Here is an 18154-nt window from a genome sequence, read left to right as displayed (position 1 = left end):
ATGTTACAAACAAAACAAATTCAGGAACTGTTAGGCAACGACAAATCATTGCTTGATTTTTCATCTCCAAAAATTAAAAAGGAACAGATAATTGCTCCGGAAAAAGAAATGGTAGATAAGGTTTTTATGGGCTCCGACCGTAACAACCGGGTATTAGGAAACTTAAACCGCTTGTATCATTCCGGGCACCTTGCCGGAACCGGTTATGTTTCAATTCTTCCTGTGGATCAGGGAGTAGAGCACTCAGCAGCAGCATCGTTTGCGAAGAATCCGATGTATTTCGATTCTGAAAATATAGTAAAACTCGCCATGGCAGCCGGCTGCAACGGAGTGGCATCTACATTGGGAGTTCTGGGAAGTGTTTCCCGGAAATATGCCCATAAAATTCCGTTCATTGTAAAATTGAATCACAACGAACTGTTGACTTCGCCAAATACTTTCGACCAGATTTTGTTTGGTTCGGTTGATCAGGCGTACAATATGGGAGCTGCCGGAGTGGGAGCTACCATCTATTTTGGTTCGGCCGAATCCGACAGGCAAATTGTGGAAATCAGTAAAATGTTTGCTTACGCACATGAAAAAGGGTTGTTCACCATTTTGTGGTGTTACCTGCGTAACAGCGATTTCAAAAAAGATAAAGATTACCATGCTTCAGCCGACCTTACCGGGCAGGCCAATCACCTTGGTGTTACTATCGAAGCCGACATTATTAAACAGAAATTGCCGGAAACCAACGGCGGTTACAAAGCGCTGAACAGCGACGGTAAAAAATTTGGCCGTTACGACGAACGGATTTACACCGAACTGGCTTCGGATAATCCTATCGATTTGGCCCGTTATCAGTTAATGAATAACTATGCCGGACGTATTCCGTTGATTAACTCAGGCGGTGCATCCGGTAAAAACGATATGGCTGCCGCAGTACGTACTGCTGTTGTTAATAAACGTGCAGGCGGAAGCGGGTTGATTCTTGGTCGGAAAGCGTTCCAAAAACCTTTTGAAGACGGTGTTTCTATTATTGAAGCCGTTCAGTCGGTTTACCTGGATCAATCAATTACAGTAGCATAATACATTAAACCTGCCGGCGGGGTGATGTGAAAATGCTTTGCCGGCGGTTTTTAAATTCAGAATTATGGCAAAATTAGTATTGATAAGGCACGGCGAATCTGTCTGGAACCAAAAGAATGTGTTTACCGGATGGGTGGATGTTCCGCTTTCTTCTAACGGAATAAAAGAGGCGCTAAATGCAGGCGAAGAAATTTCAGCTACTGAATTTGACGTGGTGTTTACTTCGCTTCAGATACGTGCAATTGAAACAGCAATGATTGCTCTGGCGCAAAACAAAAGCAGTAAAACGCCAACCGTTATTCACGATGAAGGGAAAATGAAAGACTGGACGACAATTTATAATCCTGAAATGGAGAAAAGCGTTATTCCGGTTTATCGCGATTGGCACCTGAATGAACGCTACTACGGCGAGTTGCAGGGAAAAAATAAAGCTGAAACAGCTAAAGAATATGGCGACGAACAGGTTCATCAGTGGCGCAGAAGTTATGATTGTCCGCCTCCAAAAGGGGAGTGTCTGAAAGATACTGCCGGGCGCACAATTCCTTTTTTCGAGGAAAGCATTTTTCCGCATTTAAAAGCCGGCGAAAATGTTTTGGTCTCGGCGCATGGCAACAGTCTGCGTTCAATAGTGATGTTTATTGAAAATCTCACAAAAGAACAGGTGCTCGGCCTGGAAATACCCACCGGAAAACCGATTTATTACGAGTATAAAAACGGCAAACTGGAAAAAGAAAACAAATAGTGTTCAGCATACAAGCAGAATCATATTCGGGAAGCGGGGACTGACCCGCTTCGGAATATGAGATGCCTATTTTATCTTGTATGAAATGATTTCTCCCCGGATGTTTTCTTTGGAACGGGTATAAAACGTAACGGGGTGTTGAATGTCCAGTTTTTCTTTCGGAACCAAAATACTAACGGTTGCTTTCTCTCCTGGTTCTAATTTTTGTTGGTTCAATGCAGAATAAAGCGGCAACGAAACGAGTTCTGCGCGGTCTTGCATTGCTGCCAAAACCGGTTCAGAAACGTGCTCTGCAAAAATGGGGCGCGCGTTGGTGTTGCTCAGTTTTATTTCGAACTGAAAGTTATTTCCCGCATCTTCCGCTTTTTGTACTTCGATTTGAAGCCCTTTTAACGACTGAAATTTTTCTATTATTATGTAGCCCCGCATTTGTCCGGTTGCCATCCGTTGCAGGTGGGGCGGGTTCAGGTGTTTCGATTGTATGGCCAATACTGTTTCTCCTTCTGCATACTTTTCTTCGTCCCACAAATCGTACTGGTTAAACCGGTAATTTGGTGTTGACAGGTGCACTGCCGAATCTCCGGTGTAAAAAATGTAATTGCTTGCGGCTGCGTAGTTGTCGAAAAAGCCAACCTTCTTTCCCTGTGCCAGTTCCTTTATTTCCAGGGCGTGGGCTTCGCGGTTGTAAAAAGTAATTTTTGTATGGCCAACATTCGGAATCACATCCAGCGCAAGGTAAATTCTGAAAAGAAGTAACAGTGCGATTATCGGAACCGCCAGTCTTGTGAACCACTTTTTTACCTTGGCATCGTTTTTTATCAGCGGATATGTGGCAAACATCAGCATGGGCATTATTGCCGCAGTCCAGTGTGCTTCAATTCTGTTTTTGAAGCTTAATAGAAAAAACACTGCATAAAACCCGACAATGTTAAAAATGAGCGCCCTGTCGAAATCGTTTTTTATTTTGAATTTAGTCAGTTTCCAGAAAATCAGTATCCCGGTAAGTGGCCCGGCCATTACCAACTGGTTCAGTAAATAGTCGGTAACGTGTTTTAATCGAAACGGTTTGGCTCGTTCAACCAGGTGGTATTTGAACGTTGGAAATTCATTTTCGATTTGCCACCAGGCGTGGGGTATCAATAGCACAATTGTTAATGCAACTGTAACCCAGAAATATTTATTTCGAAGCAGTTTGAGGTTGGAAAGCACCGTGAGCCCAATTACCAGAAAAGCGTGGTATTTGCTGTAAATCATAGCGGCTCCTACTACGCTCAGTAAAACGGAGGTTGGAAGAGAAGGCCTTTTCAGAAATTTTTTGTAGAGGATGATAAACCACAGTGTGAAAAATAGCAAAGGAATATCAGGAATGGCCAGAAACCCTGCAATGTGCGTGTGGAGTAGCGGAAAAGAAAGCACAAATACCCCCAGAAAAAACAGATCTTTCTTCTCGTTCAATTCGTTTAAAATGAGCGCAAATGTTGCGGTGGAAAGAAGAATAATTACAAGCCTCACGCCCAGCTCTCCGGGCAAAAGCAAATGCCCCAGGTGAATAATTAGTGCCACCATGGGCGGATGGTCAAAATATCCCCACGCCATGTTTTCCGAATACATCCAGTAATACGACTCGTCGGAATGCAGCCCCGTAAAAATGGCCTGCAGCAGGTTGATAACAAACCAGGCTCCGATTAGGTAATAATGTTTTTTTGTGAGGTTGTTCATGTTTTTTTACTTGGGTTTTGCTACAAAATATTTTGTTCCGCTTTTTTTGATATTCTTAATTGTCGGTTGCAAAAAAGAGGGAAATTTTTCAACGGGAACCCGCTTCCATTCTTCTGACCCGGGTAGAATACTGTAGTTTTTTAAATCCAGAAAAGGTTCTTCTTTCGGACTGAAAACCAGCAGGTGATTTGGATTTTCCGGAAGCGTGTAAACAGTGTCCATGCTCACCACATTCATTTTGTGATGACTGTGGATTCTGATGTTAGATGCTGTTCTGATATTTCCGTAAACATAAACAGTTTCGTTGCCCGAAACCTGTTCTTTTTGGATGGCTTCTGTCAGTTGTTCGCCCGGGTTTGGCATTAGCAGCGGATACAATAATATATGTATGCTGAAAAAGAGTAGCAAAACGAGGTTTGCTAAAATAATTTCAGAACTGATTGCTTTGAAGGTTCCGGTCAGCCATAAAACCACAAGGAGTGTTCCGGCAATTGTTCCTAAAACCAAAATTTTGTCTGGTAAAATAAAAACGGCGTATAATATATTGATGGCTAAAACCAGCATGGCTAACCCGGCAAATATTTTTATTGATGGCTTTTTAAAACGGGTTTCCGAGTTCATAAAAACCAATGCAAAAAACAGCGAAATTAGAGGAATTACCGGGAGCAGGTAGCGGTCGTAAAATTTGAAAACAGCGCCTGACATGGCAATAACCAACAGCGTCCAAATGGCAATAAACCCTAATATTGCTTTGGTCGGTTTATCTGTGCCGGTAATAAATGCTTTTAGTTTTGCGGGTTTCGAAAATGCAATAACAATCCATGGCAGGGTAAAAGCAATCAGGTTGGCCACACCCAGAAAAGTGTTGTTTACCACCTGCATTATTTTTGAAGAAACGCGGTATCCTACCTGGTCGGCAAAAAAGGAATTGAGGTATTCGGAGCCATGTTCGATGTACATAACCACAAACCAACTGAGTGCAATAAAAACGGCCAGTAAAATTGCTCCGGGGTGCAGAACCTGTTTCAGCTTTTTGCGTTGCCATGGATTAAACAGCAGGTATAACAAGCTGATTCCGGCGAATGCTGCAGCCGGAAGTCCTTTGGTTTCAAAAGCAAAAGCTGCACCGAGGTAGGCCATCCAGTAAAATTTTTTTGACGGGGTTTCATGCACCATTATTTCCAGAAAACCCCACGCGCTGATGGTCAGAAAAAGAACCAGCAGAATATCGGGGATGGATCGGCTGGAGCTCATTAATACCAGCGGGTTGGCTGCGGTAATAAATGCGGCAGTTATTGCTGTTTCGCGTTTTTTTGTAAGCGACTTGGTCATAAAAAAAACAACAGCAACCAGCAATGCGCCAGCCAGCCAAAACAGAACCCGGGAAGAAAATTTGCTGACTCCCAGTATTTTGTAACTGCCAATTAGCGTCCAGTAAGTTGCAATGGGTTTTAAAAAGCGGTAGGAGCCGTCAGCTTTATATGGTGTAAAATAGTCGTCCTTATCCATCATTTGCAGCACCGCATCCGTGTAATATTTTTCATCCGGAAAATGAAAAACGTAATCCAGTGCGCTGGGTGCAGAATAGAGCAGAAACAGCAGCGGAATAAACACCCATACATATTTTTTTTGCACGCCTTTCATAATTAATATTTTATCAGGTACATGGGTTGAAGTACGTCGTGGCGGGTTTTGGGATTAATAAACCGTCCTCCGCGGTTTAAATACAAATGTTGGTATTCAATTACTGTGTCCGGCTCTAGTTTTAGCGCAGAGATGAGTTGAAATCCTTCGTCGTCGGTGAAAATCCAGTTTCCCTTTTTGCCGGCAACTGCTTTCATCTCTTCGTTCGACGAAAGCTGCTCAGCTTGTGGCTCGCTATAAAAAAACAGTTCGAATTGCGAATAGTGGAAATTGTAAAGCTTTTCGCCGGGCGCTGCATTTTCGTTATAAAATCTGGCTGCTTTGGGCGGAGCCTGGTAACTGAAAATGTAAGGAAACACATCGGTATTTAAAAGCCAGGCCAAACATGCAAACGCAATGGCCGACGGCAAAATTAGTCGTGCAATAGCTGTTTTGCTTTTCCTGAAAATGTAGATGGTTGCAGTTAATCCGAGCAAGGCAATTATTGTTGCCTGCCATTCCGGAATGGGAAAAAGATACAGTGCAATTATTCCAACGGCAACCCAAAGCATAGCCACTACCACTGCCTGAATCGATCTGAAAACTTTCAGCAGTTGCGATTTGCGAAGGAGCGCAATGTCAACCCACTTGGCAGTAAGAACGGCAATCAGCGGAACGATTCCAAAAATATAATTGGGCAACTGACTTCTTGAAGCATTCAAAATGATAAAAAATATCCAGATACCTGTAAATGTAAAATACTCCGAAGTTTTAAATTTGTTGCTAATTAGCGTTTTTAGTTCCATAAATGCCGAAGCGAAAAAAAGCAGACTCCACGGCAGGAACAGGTAAAGCAGGTTGTGTACATAAAATATAGGGTCGTGGTTGGGTTTTACGTATGTTCCGGTTAGCCGTCCCACATTATTATCCCAGAAAAAGAAAACGATTCCGTCCCAACCAAATTGGTTAATCAGGCCAATCAATGCCGGACTGACAATAACAAAAGCGAGTAAAATGCCCGCGTACCAGCGGTAATCTTTTAAAAAGCGAAAATCTTTTTTCAGCAAAATGTGGCCTACAACGGCAAAAGCCGGAATAGCCGCGCCAATCGGGCCTTTGCTCAGCATGGCAAAACCAATTCCGATGAATCCTAAAATCCAGTTTTTGTTTCGCTTGGTTTGAATAAATTCAGAAAGTTGCCAAAGGGCAAATGTGATGAAAACCTGGAGCGGCGTATCCGTGTGGATGTCCATGCTGTATAGCGTGTAAATGAGGGAAAAGGCCAGCATAAATGCGGTGAGCAGCCCTACACGCCGGTTGTACAGGCTTCTGCCCAGGCCGTAAGCCGAGTAAAAACCTAAAAATACAAGCAGCAACACCGGAAATTTGAACCAGAAATTTGAAATCCCTCCAATGGAAAAGCCAAGCGCCCCAACCCAAAACAGCAGCGGCGGTTTTTGGTCGTATGGTTCTCCGTGTATGGTCAGGTTTATGAAATTGCCGTTTTGAAAAACTTCTTTTGAAACCGTAGCATATTTTCCTGCATCGCGCGTTACATCTATCGAAAGGCCAGAAAAGTAGATGGCCAGCGCTAATCCTGTTAATGCAAAAAATATTATTTTGATTGTTCTGTTTTCGAGCATGAATTTGAATGTATTATGCCTGCCTTACTAATTGGTGCAGCGCAAAAGTCGTAATTTTTTCAGGAATTATAAAACCCCCGGCGGCAAATTGTTTCGGCTCAAAATCTATATCTTTGCTCAAAATTCAATTTTTATAGCATGAAACTCTGGGAAAAAGGAATCACTGTTGATGAAGCCATCGAAAAATTCACTGTAGGAAAAGATCGCGAACTGGATGTTTATCTGGCGCCTTTTGATATTTTGGGCTCGATGGCCCACGTAACCATGCTCGAATCGGTCGGTTTAATCGAAAAGGCCGAACTTCCGGTTCTGTTGGATGCACTGAAAAAACTGTATAAAAAGGCAGTTGACGGAGAGTTTAAAATTGAGCAGGACGTGGAAGATGTTCATTCTCAGGTAGAGTTTCTTTTAACCCGCGATTTGGGTGATTTGGGTAAAAAAATTCATAGTGGCCGTTCGCGCAACGATCAGGTTTTACTTGATTTGAAACTGTTTATTCGCGAAAGTATACGCGAAGTAGTCGCGGAAACCGGACAGTTGATCGATACGTTGCTTAGCAAAAGTGAACAGCACAAAGATGTGCTTATGCCGGGCTATACTCATTTGCAGGTGGCCATGCCATCGTCATTCGGGTTGTGGTTTGGTGCTTATGCCGAAAGTTTGACCGACGATTTGGAGCTGCTTTCTTCCGCCTTTAAAATTGCCAATCAAAATCCTCTGGGCTCGGCTGCAGGGTACGGTTCTTCGTTCCCTTTAAATCGCCAGATGACCACCGATTTGCTGGGTTTTAATAACATGAACTACAATGTTGTTTACGCGCAAATGGGCCGGGGAAAAGTTGAAAAAATTGTCTCTTTTGCATTGGCAAACATTGCTGCTACACTGTCGAAACTTGCCTACGATGTGTGCCTGTTTAACAGCCAGAATTTTAGTTTCGTGTCTCTTCCTCCTGAATTTACAACGGGGTCGAGCATTATGCCACACAAAAAGAACCCGGATGTTTTTGAGCTGATTCGTGGAAAATGCAATAAAATTCAGGGGATTCCGCAACAAATTGCATTAACCATCAATAATCTGCCCAGTGGATATTTTCGCGATTTGCAGGTGGTAAAAGAGATTTTTCTGCCCATGTTTGGCGAACTGGACGATTGCCTGTCCATTGCAAACCTCGCTTTGGGTAAACTGAAGGTAAACGAAAATATTCTGGATGATGCCAGGTATGATTACCTGTTTAGTGTGGAAGAGGTGAATAAACTGGTTTTGCAGGGAATTCCGTTTCGCGAGGCCTATAAACAGGTTGCTGCAGATATTGAAGCCGGGAGTTTCCGGCCGGATAAATCAGTAAATCATACGCACGAAGGAAGCATCGGAAATTTGTGTATCGGTAAGATTGCAGAAAAAAAAGAAGGAATAGTAAGAAATTATCATTTTGAAAAAATGGATGACGCTATTCGAAATTTATTGGCGTAAATTCAGCTTCTGAAACTACTGTTATAGTTAACATAATTTTGTTTTGTGGCCTTTGTTTTGTTGAAAATCAAGGTTAATTCTATGTTATTTAACACATCTTTTGAATAAGGACGATTGTGCTTTTTTTTGTTCATTGTGTACTTTTGGTTGCATTTCGTTAGTAAAAGCTGATAAAGTCTTTCAGTTTTACAATATATTAATGAAATTTATTGCTTTTGTTATTTTTTGAAAATTTTAAAAGGACTTAAAAATGCTACAGATGAGATTACCTGGTGCGCAAGGGTACTATAATCCGGAGAATGAACATGACAATTGTGGAATTGGGTTTGTTGCCCATATAAAAGGTAACCCATCACACGATATCGTCAAACGGGGATTAGAGGTTTTGCTGAACATGGATCACCGTGGCGCTGTTAATGCCGATAATTCTACCGGCGACGGGGCAGGTATTTTAATGCAGATTCCGCATGAGTTTATTACAGAGGAGTTAAAACTGCCTGTTGGCGATTTGGGGAAGTATGGAACCGGATTGGTTTTTCTTCCGAAAGATGAAGCAGAGGCGGCTTTGTGCGTCGAAGTGCTTTCCAGGCACATTAAAGAAGAGGGGCTTACTTTGGTTGGTTACCGCGATGTTCCGGTTGACCATTCGGTGCCCGGAGAAATTGCCAAAACCACAGAGCCTTCAATTAAACAGGTTTTTGTAAAGGCAAACCTGGAAAAAGACGACCTCGAACGTAAATTGTACGTTGTAAGAAAACTGGCAGAAAAGGAAATTCGGGAATCGAAACTGAAGTATAAAGAGAGTTTTTATCAGCCCAGCCTTTCTGCAAAAGTCATCGTTTACAAAGGAATGTTAACGCCCGAACAGTTGCGTAACTATTTCCTCGATTTTAAAAATGAAAAATTCAAAAGTGCGATTGCTTTAGTGCATTCTCGCTTTAGTACAAATACGTTCCCTACGTGGGATTTGGCGCAGCCATTTCGTATTGTGGCGCACAATGGCGAAATAAATACCATTAAAGGTAACCGATTGTGGATGCAGGCGCGCGAAGCTTTAATGAAATCGGAAGTTTTTGGGGACGACCTGAAAAAGCTGCTTCCTGTAATTGAACCCGGAAAATCGGATTCTGCTTCGTTTGACAACGTGCTTGAGTTTTTACACTTGACCGGACGGACACTGCCGCATTCGCTTTGTATGATGATTCCGGAATCATTCAACGAAAAAAATCCGATTCCTGAAAGTCTGAAAGCTTTTTACGAATACCATTCAACTATTATGGAGCCGTGGGACGGACCGGCATCCATGGTTTTTTCCGACGGCCGCTACATTGGTGGTACCCTCGATAGAAACGGACTGCGCCCGTCGCGCTACGTAATTACAAAAAACGACCTCATTGTTATGGGATCCGAAGTGGGTGTGCAAACCTTCAAACCCGAAGAAATTAAGGAAAAAGGACGTTTGCGCCCGGGTAAGATTCTGCTGGTGGATACACAACTGGGCATTATTATTCCAGACGAAGAGGTGAAAGATCAGTTGAGCCACCGGAACCCATACCAGATGTGGCTGAAGGAAAATCGATTGATGATGGACGACATTAAGGTAAAGCACCGTGTGCCTTCCACCATCGATAATTTTGATACATATTCCAAAGAATTCGGCTACTCCAAAGAAGATATGTATGCGCTGATTCAGCCCATGTGCATGTCGGGCGTGGAACCAACCAGCTCAATGGGTAACGATGTTCCGCTGGCTGTTTTTTCTGAAAAGCCACGGCGCTTTTTCGAATACTTTAAGCAGATGTTTGCCCAGGTTACCAACCCGGCAATCGACCCTATTCGCGAGGGACTGGTTATGGCGCTTACCAATTATATCGGCTCGCTTCATTCCAATATTTTGGTAGAAACACCCGACCATTGTAATCTGATAAAATTTCAGGAGCCGATTCTTACCAATACCGACCTGGGAAAGATTAAAGACCTGAAGGACGAAATGTTTTCTCATGAAGTGATTCCGATGGTTTTCCCGGTAAATAAAGGAGTAAAGGGTTTCGAAGCAGCGCTGGAAAAAATGCTGAATACAGCAGAAAAAGCGGTCGATAACGAAAAAAACTACATTATTCTTAGCGACCGTAACATCAATAAAGACGAGGCTCCCATTCCTTCTCTGCTTTCTGTTGCCGCAGTGCACCACCATCTCATTAAAAAGCAGAAAAGGATGCAGGTGGGTATTATTGTGGAAACCGGCGAGGCGCGCGAAGTGCATCATTTCGCACTTCTTTTGGGATACGGAGCCAGCGTAATTAACCCGTATCTGGCTTTTGCCGCAATAGATCATCTGGTGAAAGAAGGAAAGGTAGAACTGGAATACAAAGAAGCCCGGAAAAACTACATAAAAGCCATCGATAAAGGATTGCTGAAAGTGATGTCTAAAATGGGGATTTCTACATTAAGAAGCTACCATGGTGCACAAATTTTCGAATCGGTTGGCGTAAACAAAGAGCTGGTCGATAAATATTTTACCGGTACTGCTGCAAAAATAGGAGGTGTGGGCTTCGAAGAAATTTATCGTGAAGCCATGCTTTTCCATGAAAAAGCGTTTGAAAAGGAAACTACTCCTGAACCGTTTCGGTTCGAAACGGAAGGAGTTTACTCCTGGCGTAAAAACGGCCTTCACCATGCATGGAATCCGGAGTCAATCGGGTTGCTTCAATGGGCAACACGTACCAACGATTACGCAAAGTTTAAAGAGTTTACTACGCTGGTAGACAGACAGAATAAACAACCGGCTTTTATCCGTGGGTGTTTTAATCTGAAAAAGAATCCGATTCCGCTGGATCAGGTGGAGCCGGAAGAAGAAATCATGAAACGTTTTGTTACCGGCGCCATGTCGTACGGGTCAATCAGCATCGAAACCCACGAAGCGCTGGCCATTACCATGAATACAATTGGTGGCAGAAGCAACACGGGAGAAGGAGGAGAGGATCCGTCACGTTTCAATACATTGCGAAACAGCAAAATTAAACAAGTTGCTTCCGGGCGTTTTGGGGTAACCAACAATTACCTGGTAAATGCCGAAGAGCTGCAGATAAAAGTTGCCCAGGGTGCAAAACCCGGAGAAGGCGGACAGTTGCCCGGATACAAGGTGAATAAAATAATTGCGAAAACACGTAATTCCACACCCGGAATTACACTGATTTCGCCTCCGCCACATCACGATATTTATTCCATCGAAGATTTGGCGCAACTCATTTACGACCTGAAAATTACCAATCCTAAAGCCAGAGTTTCTGTAAAACTGGTTTCCGAAGATGGTGTGGGGACTATTGCTGCCGGCGTTTCAAAAGCGTTTTCAGATGTTATTGTAATTGCCGGAACAGAAGGCGGTACTGGTGCCAGCCCGGCAAGTTCAATCAAACATGCCGGGCTGCCGGTTGAGCTGGGAATTGCAGAAACACAGCAAACCCTGGTGCTGAATAATCTTCGCGGAAGGGTGAAGCTTCAGGTGGATGGCCAGCTTAAAACCGGCCGCGACGTGGTAACTCTGGCTTGTCTCGGAGGGGAAGAGTTCGGCTTTTCAACTTCTGCATTAATTGTGCTTGGTTGCGTAATGATGCGTAAATGCCACATGAATACCTGCCCTGCCGGAATTGCTACCCAGGATGAAGAACTGCGTAAACGATTTATCGGGAAGGCCGAATATACCATCAATTTTTTCCGGTTTATGGCTCGCGAAATTCGCGAATACCTGGCTGAAATGGGATTCACGAAATTCGACGACATTGTAGGGCGCACGGACTTGCTGGAAGTAAATCCTGAAGTTACCAACTGGAAAATGAAGAATGTTGATTTTTCGAGGTTGCTTTATATGCCGAAACAGGCTAAAAATGTACCAATCAGGAATACACATCCCAATACCAGGCCAACAAAAGGGCACATCGATTTTGACCTGATTAAAGAAGCGCGGAAAGCAATTCGTGGTGCCGAGAAAGTCTGGATTTCACATCCGATTGTGAATGTGGATCGCACTACCGGAGCCATGCTTTCCGGAGAAATATCAAAAAAATATGGTGAGGCCGGGTTGCCTGAAGATACCATAAACTGCACTTTTAATGGTACTGCCGGACAGAGCTTCGGTGCTTTCCTTGTGAGTGGTGTCACGTTCAGGCTCCAGGGAGACTCGAATGACTACATCGGGAAAGGGCTTTCAGGAGGTAAAATAATTGTGGTGCCCCCGGTGGGAAGCACCTTTAAACCCGAGGAAAATATTATTATCGGGAACACTTCTTTTTACGGAGCAACCCGCGGCGAAGCATACATTAGGGGAGTTGCCGGAGAGCGGTTTTGTGTAAGGAACTCAGGCGCGAAGGCCGTAGTAGAAGGTGCCGGAGACCACTGTTGTGAGTACATGACCGGCGGCCGGGTGGTTGTTCTTGGCAAGACCGGGAAGAATTTTGCTGCCGGGATGAGCGGCGGGATTGCCTACGTGCTGGACGAAACCGGAAACTTTGATTACTTCTGCAACAAAGGTTTGGTAGAATTGCTTCCGGTTGAAGATAAATCGGATGTGATAGAATTGCAGTCTCTTATTAATAATCATCTGATTTATACGCAGAGTACGCTGGCTGCTAAGGTTTTGACCAACTGGGAAGAATATCTTCCGAGGTTTGTGAAAGTAATTCCTTTCGAATACAAAAAAGTGTTGGAAGAACAGAAGCTTCAGGAGTTGAAAAAGAAACTTCAACTTACCGAAGACGATCCGTCAAGGCACGAGTAAAAATTCATTTATTAACCAGAAAAGAGGAAAACAAGATATGGCAGATCCAAGAGGTTTTATGAAAGTTCCACGCGTTGAGGCCGGTTATCGCCCGGCAAAAGAGCGGGTTTATGATTATGGCGAAGTGGAACAGACACTCAATAAAAATGATAGAAAGCTTCAGGCTTCGCGTTGTATGGATTGCGGCATTCCGTTTTGTAACTGGGGATGCCCGGTAGGCAGCAAAATTCCAGAATGGCAGGACGCTCTTTACCGCGAGAACCTGGAAGAGGCGTATTATATTCTGCACTCAACCAACAGCTTTCCGGAAATTACAGGGCGAGTTTGCCCGGCACCATGCGAGAAGTCGTGTGTGCTGAACATTCACGAAGAACCGGTTACTATTCGTGAAAACGAATGTTCTACCGTTGAACAGGCCTTTGAAGCAGGAATTATTAAGCCCAATCCGCCGAAATTTCGTACCGGCAAAAAAGTGGCAGTTATCGGTTCGGGGCCTGCAGGTTTGTCGGCCGCCGATTTGCTCAACCGGGCAGGTCATTCTGTTACGGTTTACGAGAAAAATGATGCCATTGGCGGATTGCTTCGTTACGGTATTCCCGATTTTAAGTTGAATAAAAGGGTGATTGATCGCCGGTTGGAAATTTTTGTAGACGAAGGGATCGATTTTAAAACCAACACTCATGTTGGCGTCGATATTTCCAAAGATGAGTTACTGGAGAATTTTGATGTGATTTTGCTCGCTCTTGGAGCAGAACAACCCCGCGATCTTCCGGTGGAAGGGCGCGATTTGGACGGGGTGCATTTTGCCATGGATTTTCTGACTCTGCAAAACAGAGTGGTTGCCGGGAAAAGCATTTCCGGAAAGAAACAGATTTCGGCAAAAGATAAAAATGTGCTGGTAATCGGAGGTGGCGACACTGGCTCCGACTGTGTGGGAACATCCAACCGCCAGCAGGCAAAATCGGTTACACAAATAGAAATTCTGCCTAAACCTCCTGAAAAACGCGAGGCGAATAATCCGTGGCCATATTGGCCCAATACATTGCGCACTTCCAGCTCACATAAAGAAGGGTGCGAGCGTCGCTGGAGCCTTTCCACAAGACGGTTTATTGGCGAAAACGGCAAGCTGAAACAAACCGAAGTAGTGCAGGTGGAATGGTCAAAAGATGAGAACGGCCGCTGGCTAATGAACGAAGTGGAAGGCACCACCCAACTGCTGGATACTGATTTGGTTCTGTTGTCGATGGGATTTACCCAGCCTGTTCATAACGGGTTGCTCGATTCGCTGGGGGTGGAATATGACCCGCGGGGCAATGTGAAAGTAAATCAAACCAAGCAAACTTCTGTAAATAAGATATTCGCAGCCGGAGATACCGAAAGCGGAGCCAGCCTTGTTGTTCGTGCAATTGAAGCCGGGAAAGTTGCCGCCCGAAATGTGGATGCTTTTCTTAGAAAAGAATAATTTGGCGACTTAATTGGTTAGTTGGAAAATTTTAATTAATTCGTTTCGTTTTATAAAACCTGAAGAGGATAGTAAGATGAAACGAATTATTATATTTTCCCTGTTATTTGCCATTTATTTTGGTGCAGTTGCGCAACCTAAAAAGCGCGGGCGTGTAAAACGAAAATACCGCAATGTGGAGCAGGTGAGCCAAGGTTTGCCTCAGGTGGTTTTTCGTGGGTTGGTGCGCGATGCCGCACGAAATCCTATTCCCGGTGCCAGTGTTGAAATCGACGGTTTAACCAACCTGGTTCATTCCAATGAGTTCGGACAGTTTATGGTCTCCGACCTTCCGACCGGGAGGTTGCGGCTGAGAGTTTCGTGTTTGGGCTACCAGACAAAAACTGTTGATTATGTGCTGCAGACGGGGTACAACGATCATTACATAGCGCTTAATCGTGGCCCGGTTTCTCTCGAAACCGAAATAGCAACAGCTCAAAAACGGGAACAGCAAATCTCTGATATTCCGACAGCCGTTTCGGTATTTACCAACTCGTTTTCCGATAAGCTTGGTATTTCTGATTTGTCAGAATTGGCCGTGTCGGAACCTGCCCTGAGCGTTGAATCCTTTGGCGCAGGCAACTCGGTTTTTTCGCTTTGGGGCGGCAACGCAAATTCCGGTTTTCCGGAAGTGTCGCCGGCGGTGGCGGTGTTTGCTGACAATGTGCCGTTGTCGCAGCGCAGTTTTCTCCCTTCCGAATTGTTCGATATAGAAAGGGTGGAGGTTGTAAAAGGCCCGCAGAACGTACTTTTTGGAAGAGAGGCGTTAAACGGCGCGGTTCATTTTATTAGCAAAAAACCAAACAATAAAGCCGGTGGGTATATCCGGCTTGGTGCAGGTAATTTTCAAAATAAAGAGGTTCAGGCAGCTTATAATTATCCGGTAATAAAAGATGTTCTCTTTGTGAGGGCAGCGGGGATTTATCGCGACAGGAAAGGGTATGTTGACAATACATTTGGCGGAACGCTCAGCGGGAAAAATGTTCTGGGCGGCAGGTTTTCTGTTCGGTTTTTGCCGGCATGGAACCACAAGATTGATTTGCAAATGAATTACCGGAAAAGCAGCGAGCCGGGAATCGGTTTTTTAAACCGATGGATTCCGAATGAAGATGGAGATACCGGCTTGTTTAATGGCCGCGCATCGCTGAACCGTGGAAAAGAGCTGGGGTCCGAAGCCGAAATGTTGGATGCTGCGCTCACTTACCGGCTGTTCAGAGACGAGCACAATTACTGGACTTCCGTAACTTCTTTCCGGAAAAGCAATTCTTCATCCAGCCAGGATTTTGACGGTACTTCTATGCCGGCTCTTGATATGGATCGCGAAGCAGAAAACAGCTCTTTTTTTCAGGAAATCAGGTACAATTTTGTGCGTGCGAGCCGAACAAACGGATCGATAGGTGTAAACTATTTTCAGGAAAATGGGAACGCATCGCAAATGCTTTTTTCGAACGACAGTTTGATCTCCCGTATTTTGTCGGCTTCCGGAAATTTTCAGGTTCCCGAACAGAGCCGTTTTCCGGTGTTTCCACAGTCGCTGGATTCCAATCCGATGGGAAGTGTTCCACTTACCGGAGAACACATTGAGGCGACTGCTGGCGAAAGGAAAACTCAAACGGCTCGTGCTTTTTTGCACTACACTTACCAGTGGCGAAAACGTGTGTTTTTTACATTGGGCGCAAGTGCTGTTTACGACCGGCTTCAGCTTTTGCATGAATCGGAATTTACTGGTGGTGAACCGTCAGCTCTCGGAGCGTTTTTGGGTGCATCGCCCAATTTATTGTACGCTCCGACTGAACAGCAGAAGTTAACAAAAAACAGTCTGTCGTTTACCGGCCAGGCAGGGGCTACTTTTCGGTGGACTGAGAATTTTAATTTCTACATGAATATCGCCAGAGGAAGAAAACCTGAGTTTTTGCAGTATTCGTGGGATGGAAAGCCGCTGGTAGTTGGTGCCGAAAAAGTTTACAGCGGAGAAACCGGTTTGAAAGCAATTATAATGAAGCGGATTTTTTTGAATGCAAACGGTTTTTACCGGCGGCATTTTAACGTTCAAACACTTCAATGGCTGGGAGCCGAGGGAACCGGGCTATTGGCCGCTAACGGGAAAGCTACTTCTTATGGTGCAGAAACATCGTTGCGGGTGGCTGTTATTCCGGGCTTGGATTTGTTTGGAAATTACGCCTGGATGCAGTCGGCTTTCGATTCTACAGGCGTGGATGGAAAGGACTACCTTTATGCAGGGAAGAATTTTTCTCTGGCTCCCGAACATAGCTTTTCTGCGGGGTTTTCGGCAAGAGTAAATATTGCCCGCACGGTGCAGCTTTTTGCAACGCCCTGGTACGCATGGAAATCGCACTATTGGTTTACCGAAGCCAATATTCCGGGGCTGGATCAACCTGCTTTCGGAATTCTGAATGCAAACCTGGGGTTTGAAATGAGCGAACCGAACCTTGTACTTAGTGTTTACGGAACCAACCTGCTGGAGCAAAAATATATTTCAAGTGCCGGGCACTGGGGTGCACAATTCGGATTGCCTACTTTTATTCCGGGTTCTCCGCGGATAGTTGGGATGAGGGTGACCTGGAATTTTTAATTTATGCCCAGTCTAATGTTCACTCCGAGGAAATTGTCTTCAGGATTGATCAGAAACGACCCCAGCATCAACACCGCATCGTACCACATGTGCGCAGCCACTGCCGGACCAATATTGTATCCTCGTTTCTGAACGTCTCTGCCCAGTATAAATCCCAGAGCCGTGGCCTGGGTTACCTGCAGCAGTGTCCCTTTTAAGTCCGGTTTTTCGGCGAATGCCAGGTTGGAGAAGTGAAGCGCTCCAAACGCCACGCTTGACATGATTAGCCCTTTGGTTTGCCCGTGTTTATAATCGAGGATTGGCAGCACGTAATTTCGCATGATGTATTCTTCTCCCACGCCTGCCGACCAGCTCATAGCCAGCGACGTGGCTCCAAAAGCAGTGAGTGCCTGGTTTCTGGGAATATAACGGTTTAAAAAGTACATCTGGTCTACCTGCGATATTGTGTGTTTTTCCTGATGTTTTTCGATGGCTAAAAATACTCCGGCCAGCAAAACCATTCCACCTGTAATGGGTGTTACAATATTCTCAATTTTAAACGGCGCCAGGTACAGATCTTTTTCTGAAATGTTGTGGTACCTGAATCCGGGGTTGTGGTGTTTTATCACTTCAAGCTGGCTTTTAAAGTTGGTCAGCTTTTCGGTTTGAAATGCTTGCAAACCCAAAAACAGCGGATAGTTGTAGTACGGGCTGGTGCTGTTGTTTTTAAGTGTTTGAGCGTGTTTTATTCCCATGAAAACACCTCCGATTTCAAGCGCCGCAAAAGCAGTACCTTTTACATAGTTTTTTTGGTAGTAGTACGATGCTCCCGGCACAAAAAGCGTCCATTGAGGCAGCAGCCCGGGCGACTCGCTGGAAATGGAGTCAGAAGCTTGTGCGAAAAGGTTGGTCGCCATTGGGAAGAAAAGCAGAAACAGAAAAAATCTTGTCATCGCAATTTCAGGTTTTTAGAAGAGTTTAAATGTAGAAAAAGGATATGATTCTGTTTGGGTGTTTTCAAAAAATCTGGCTGGCTTTTCCT

At 44.5% G+C, this 18154-nt stretch carries 10 protein-coding genes; 6 read left to right on the top strand and 4 right to left on the bottom strand.

All coding sequences use genetic code 11. From position 1 onward, the window contains the following. Both BUB08_RS10030 and BUB08_RS10025 read left to right on the top strand, forming a co-directional pair. Nucleotides 1-1068 carry a class I fructose-bisphosphate aldolase gene (locus BUB08_RS10030; RefSeq protein ID WP_073001315.1) on the top strand — a complete coding sequence of 356 codons (1068 nt, stop codon included), beginning with the start codon at nucleotides 1-3 and terminating at the stop codon, nucleotides 1066-1068. A gap of 64 nt (nucleotides 1069-1132) precedes the next feature. Beyond that, nucleotides 1133-1810: a 2,3-bisphosphoglycerate-dependent phosphoglycerate mutase gene (locus BUB08_RS10025; protein WP_073001313.1), complete on the top strand. Its 678-nt coding sequence runs from the start codon at nucleotides 1133-1135 to the stop codon at nucleotides 1808-1810. A 66-nt stretch (nucleotides 1811-1876) separates the two neighbouring features. Here the strand turns inward: BUB08_RS10025 and BUB08_RS10020 are convergent, their stop codons facing one another. Genes BUB08_RS10020 through BUB08_RS10010 form a run of 3 tightly spaced genes read right to left on the bottom strand, consistent with a single transcriptional unit; the run spans nucleotide 1877 to nucleotide 6795 of the window. Continuing rightward, nucleotides 1877-3529, bottom strand: coding sequence for an ArnT family glycosyltransferase (locus BUB08_RS10020; protein WP_073001311.1), 1653 nt, complete (start codon nucleotides 3527-3529; stop codon nucleotides 1877-1879). Between the two features lie 6 nt (nucleotides 3530-3535). Continuing rightward, complete coding sequence (locus BUB08_RS10015; RefSeq protein ID WP_073001309.1) at nucleotides 3536-5173, bottom strand: ArnT family glycosyltransferase; 1638 nt, start codon at nucleotides 5171-5173, stop codon at nucleotides 3536-3538. A 2-nt stretch (nucleotides 5174-5175) separates the two neighbouring features. Further along, the gene (locus tag BUB08_RS10010; RefSeq protein WP_073001307.1) at nucleotides 5176-6795 is read right to left on the bottom strand and encodes an ArnT family glycosyltransferase; all 1620 of its coding nucleotides are present in this window, start codon (nucleotides 6793-6795) and stop codon (nucleotides 5176-5178) included. A gap of 138 nt (nucleotides 6796-6933) precedes the next feature. Between BUB08_RS10010 and argH the strand changes: the two genes are divergently transcribed. From argH to BUB08_RS09990, 4 genes are all read left to right on the top strand, one after another. Continuing rightward, nucleotides 6934-8265, top strand: a complete 1332-nt coding sequence (argH, locus tag BUB08_RS10005) for an argininosuccinate lyase (protein WP_073001305.1) — start codon at nucleotides 6934-6936, stop codon at nucleotides 8263-8265. Between the two features lie 259 nt (nucleotides 8266-8524). Next, nucleotides 8525-13039, top strand: a complete 4515-nt coding sequence (gene gltB / locus BUB08_RS10000; RefSeq protein WP_245820191.1) for a glutamate synthase large subunit — start codon at nucleotides 8525-8527, stop codon at nucleotides 13037-13039. 37 nt (nucleotides 13040-13076) lie between these two features. Further along, nucleotides 13077-14501, top strand: a complete 1425-nt coding sequence (locus tag BUB08_RS09995) for a glutamate synthase subunit beta (RefSeq protein ID WP_073001302.1) — start codon at nucleotides 13077-13079, stop codon at nucleotides 14499-14501. Nucleotides 14502-14577: 76 nt separating this feature from the next. Continuing rightward, nucleotides 14578-17133, top strand: a complete 2556-nt coding sequence (locus tag BUB08_RS09990) for a TonB-dependent receptor (protein WP_139249667.1) — start codon at nucleotides 14578-14580, stop codon at nucleotides 17131-17133. Here the strand turns inward: BUB08_RS09990 and BUB08_RS09985 are convergent. Next, nucleotides 17130-18065 carry a CPBP family intramembrane glutamic endopeptidase gene (locus BUB08_RS09985; RefSeq protein WP_073001299.1) on the bottom strand — a complete coding sequence of 312 codons (936 nt, stop codon included), beginning with the start codon at nucleotides 18063-18065 and terminating at the stop codon, nucleotides 17130-17132. The genes BUB08_RS09990 and BUB08_RS09985 overlap by 4 nt on opposite strands. Nucleotides 18066-18154 lie beyond the last annotated feature (89 nt).

Source organism: Mariniphaga anaerophila (assembly GCF_900129025.1).
GTDB classification, from domain to species: domain Bacteria; phylum Bacteroidota; class Bacteroidia; order Bacteroidales; family Prolixibacteraceae; genus Mariniphaga; species Mariniphaga anaerophila.
Note: the sequence above shows the minus strand (reverse complement) of the source record. Positions and strands in the feature narration are given on the sequence as shown.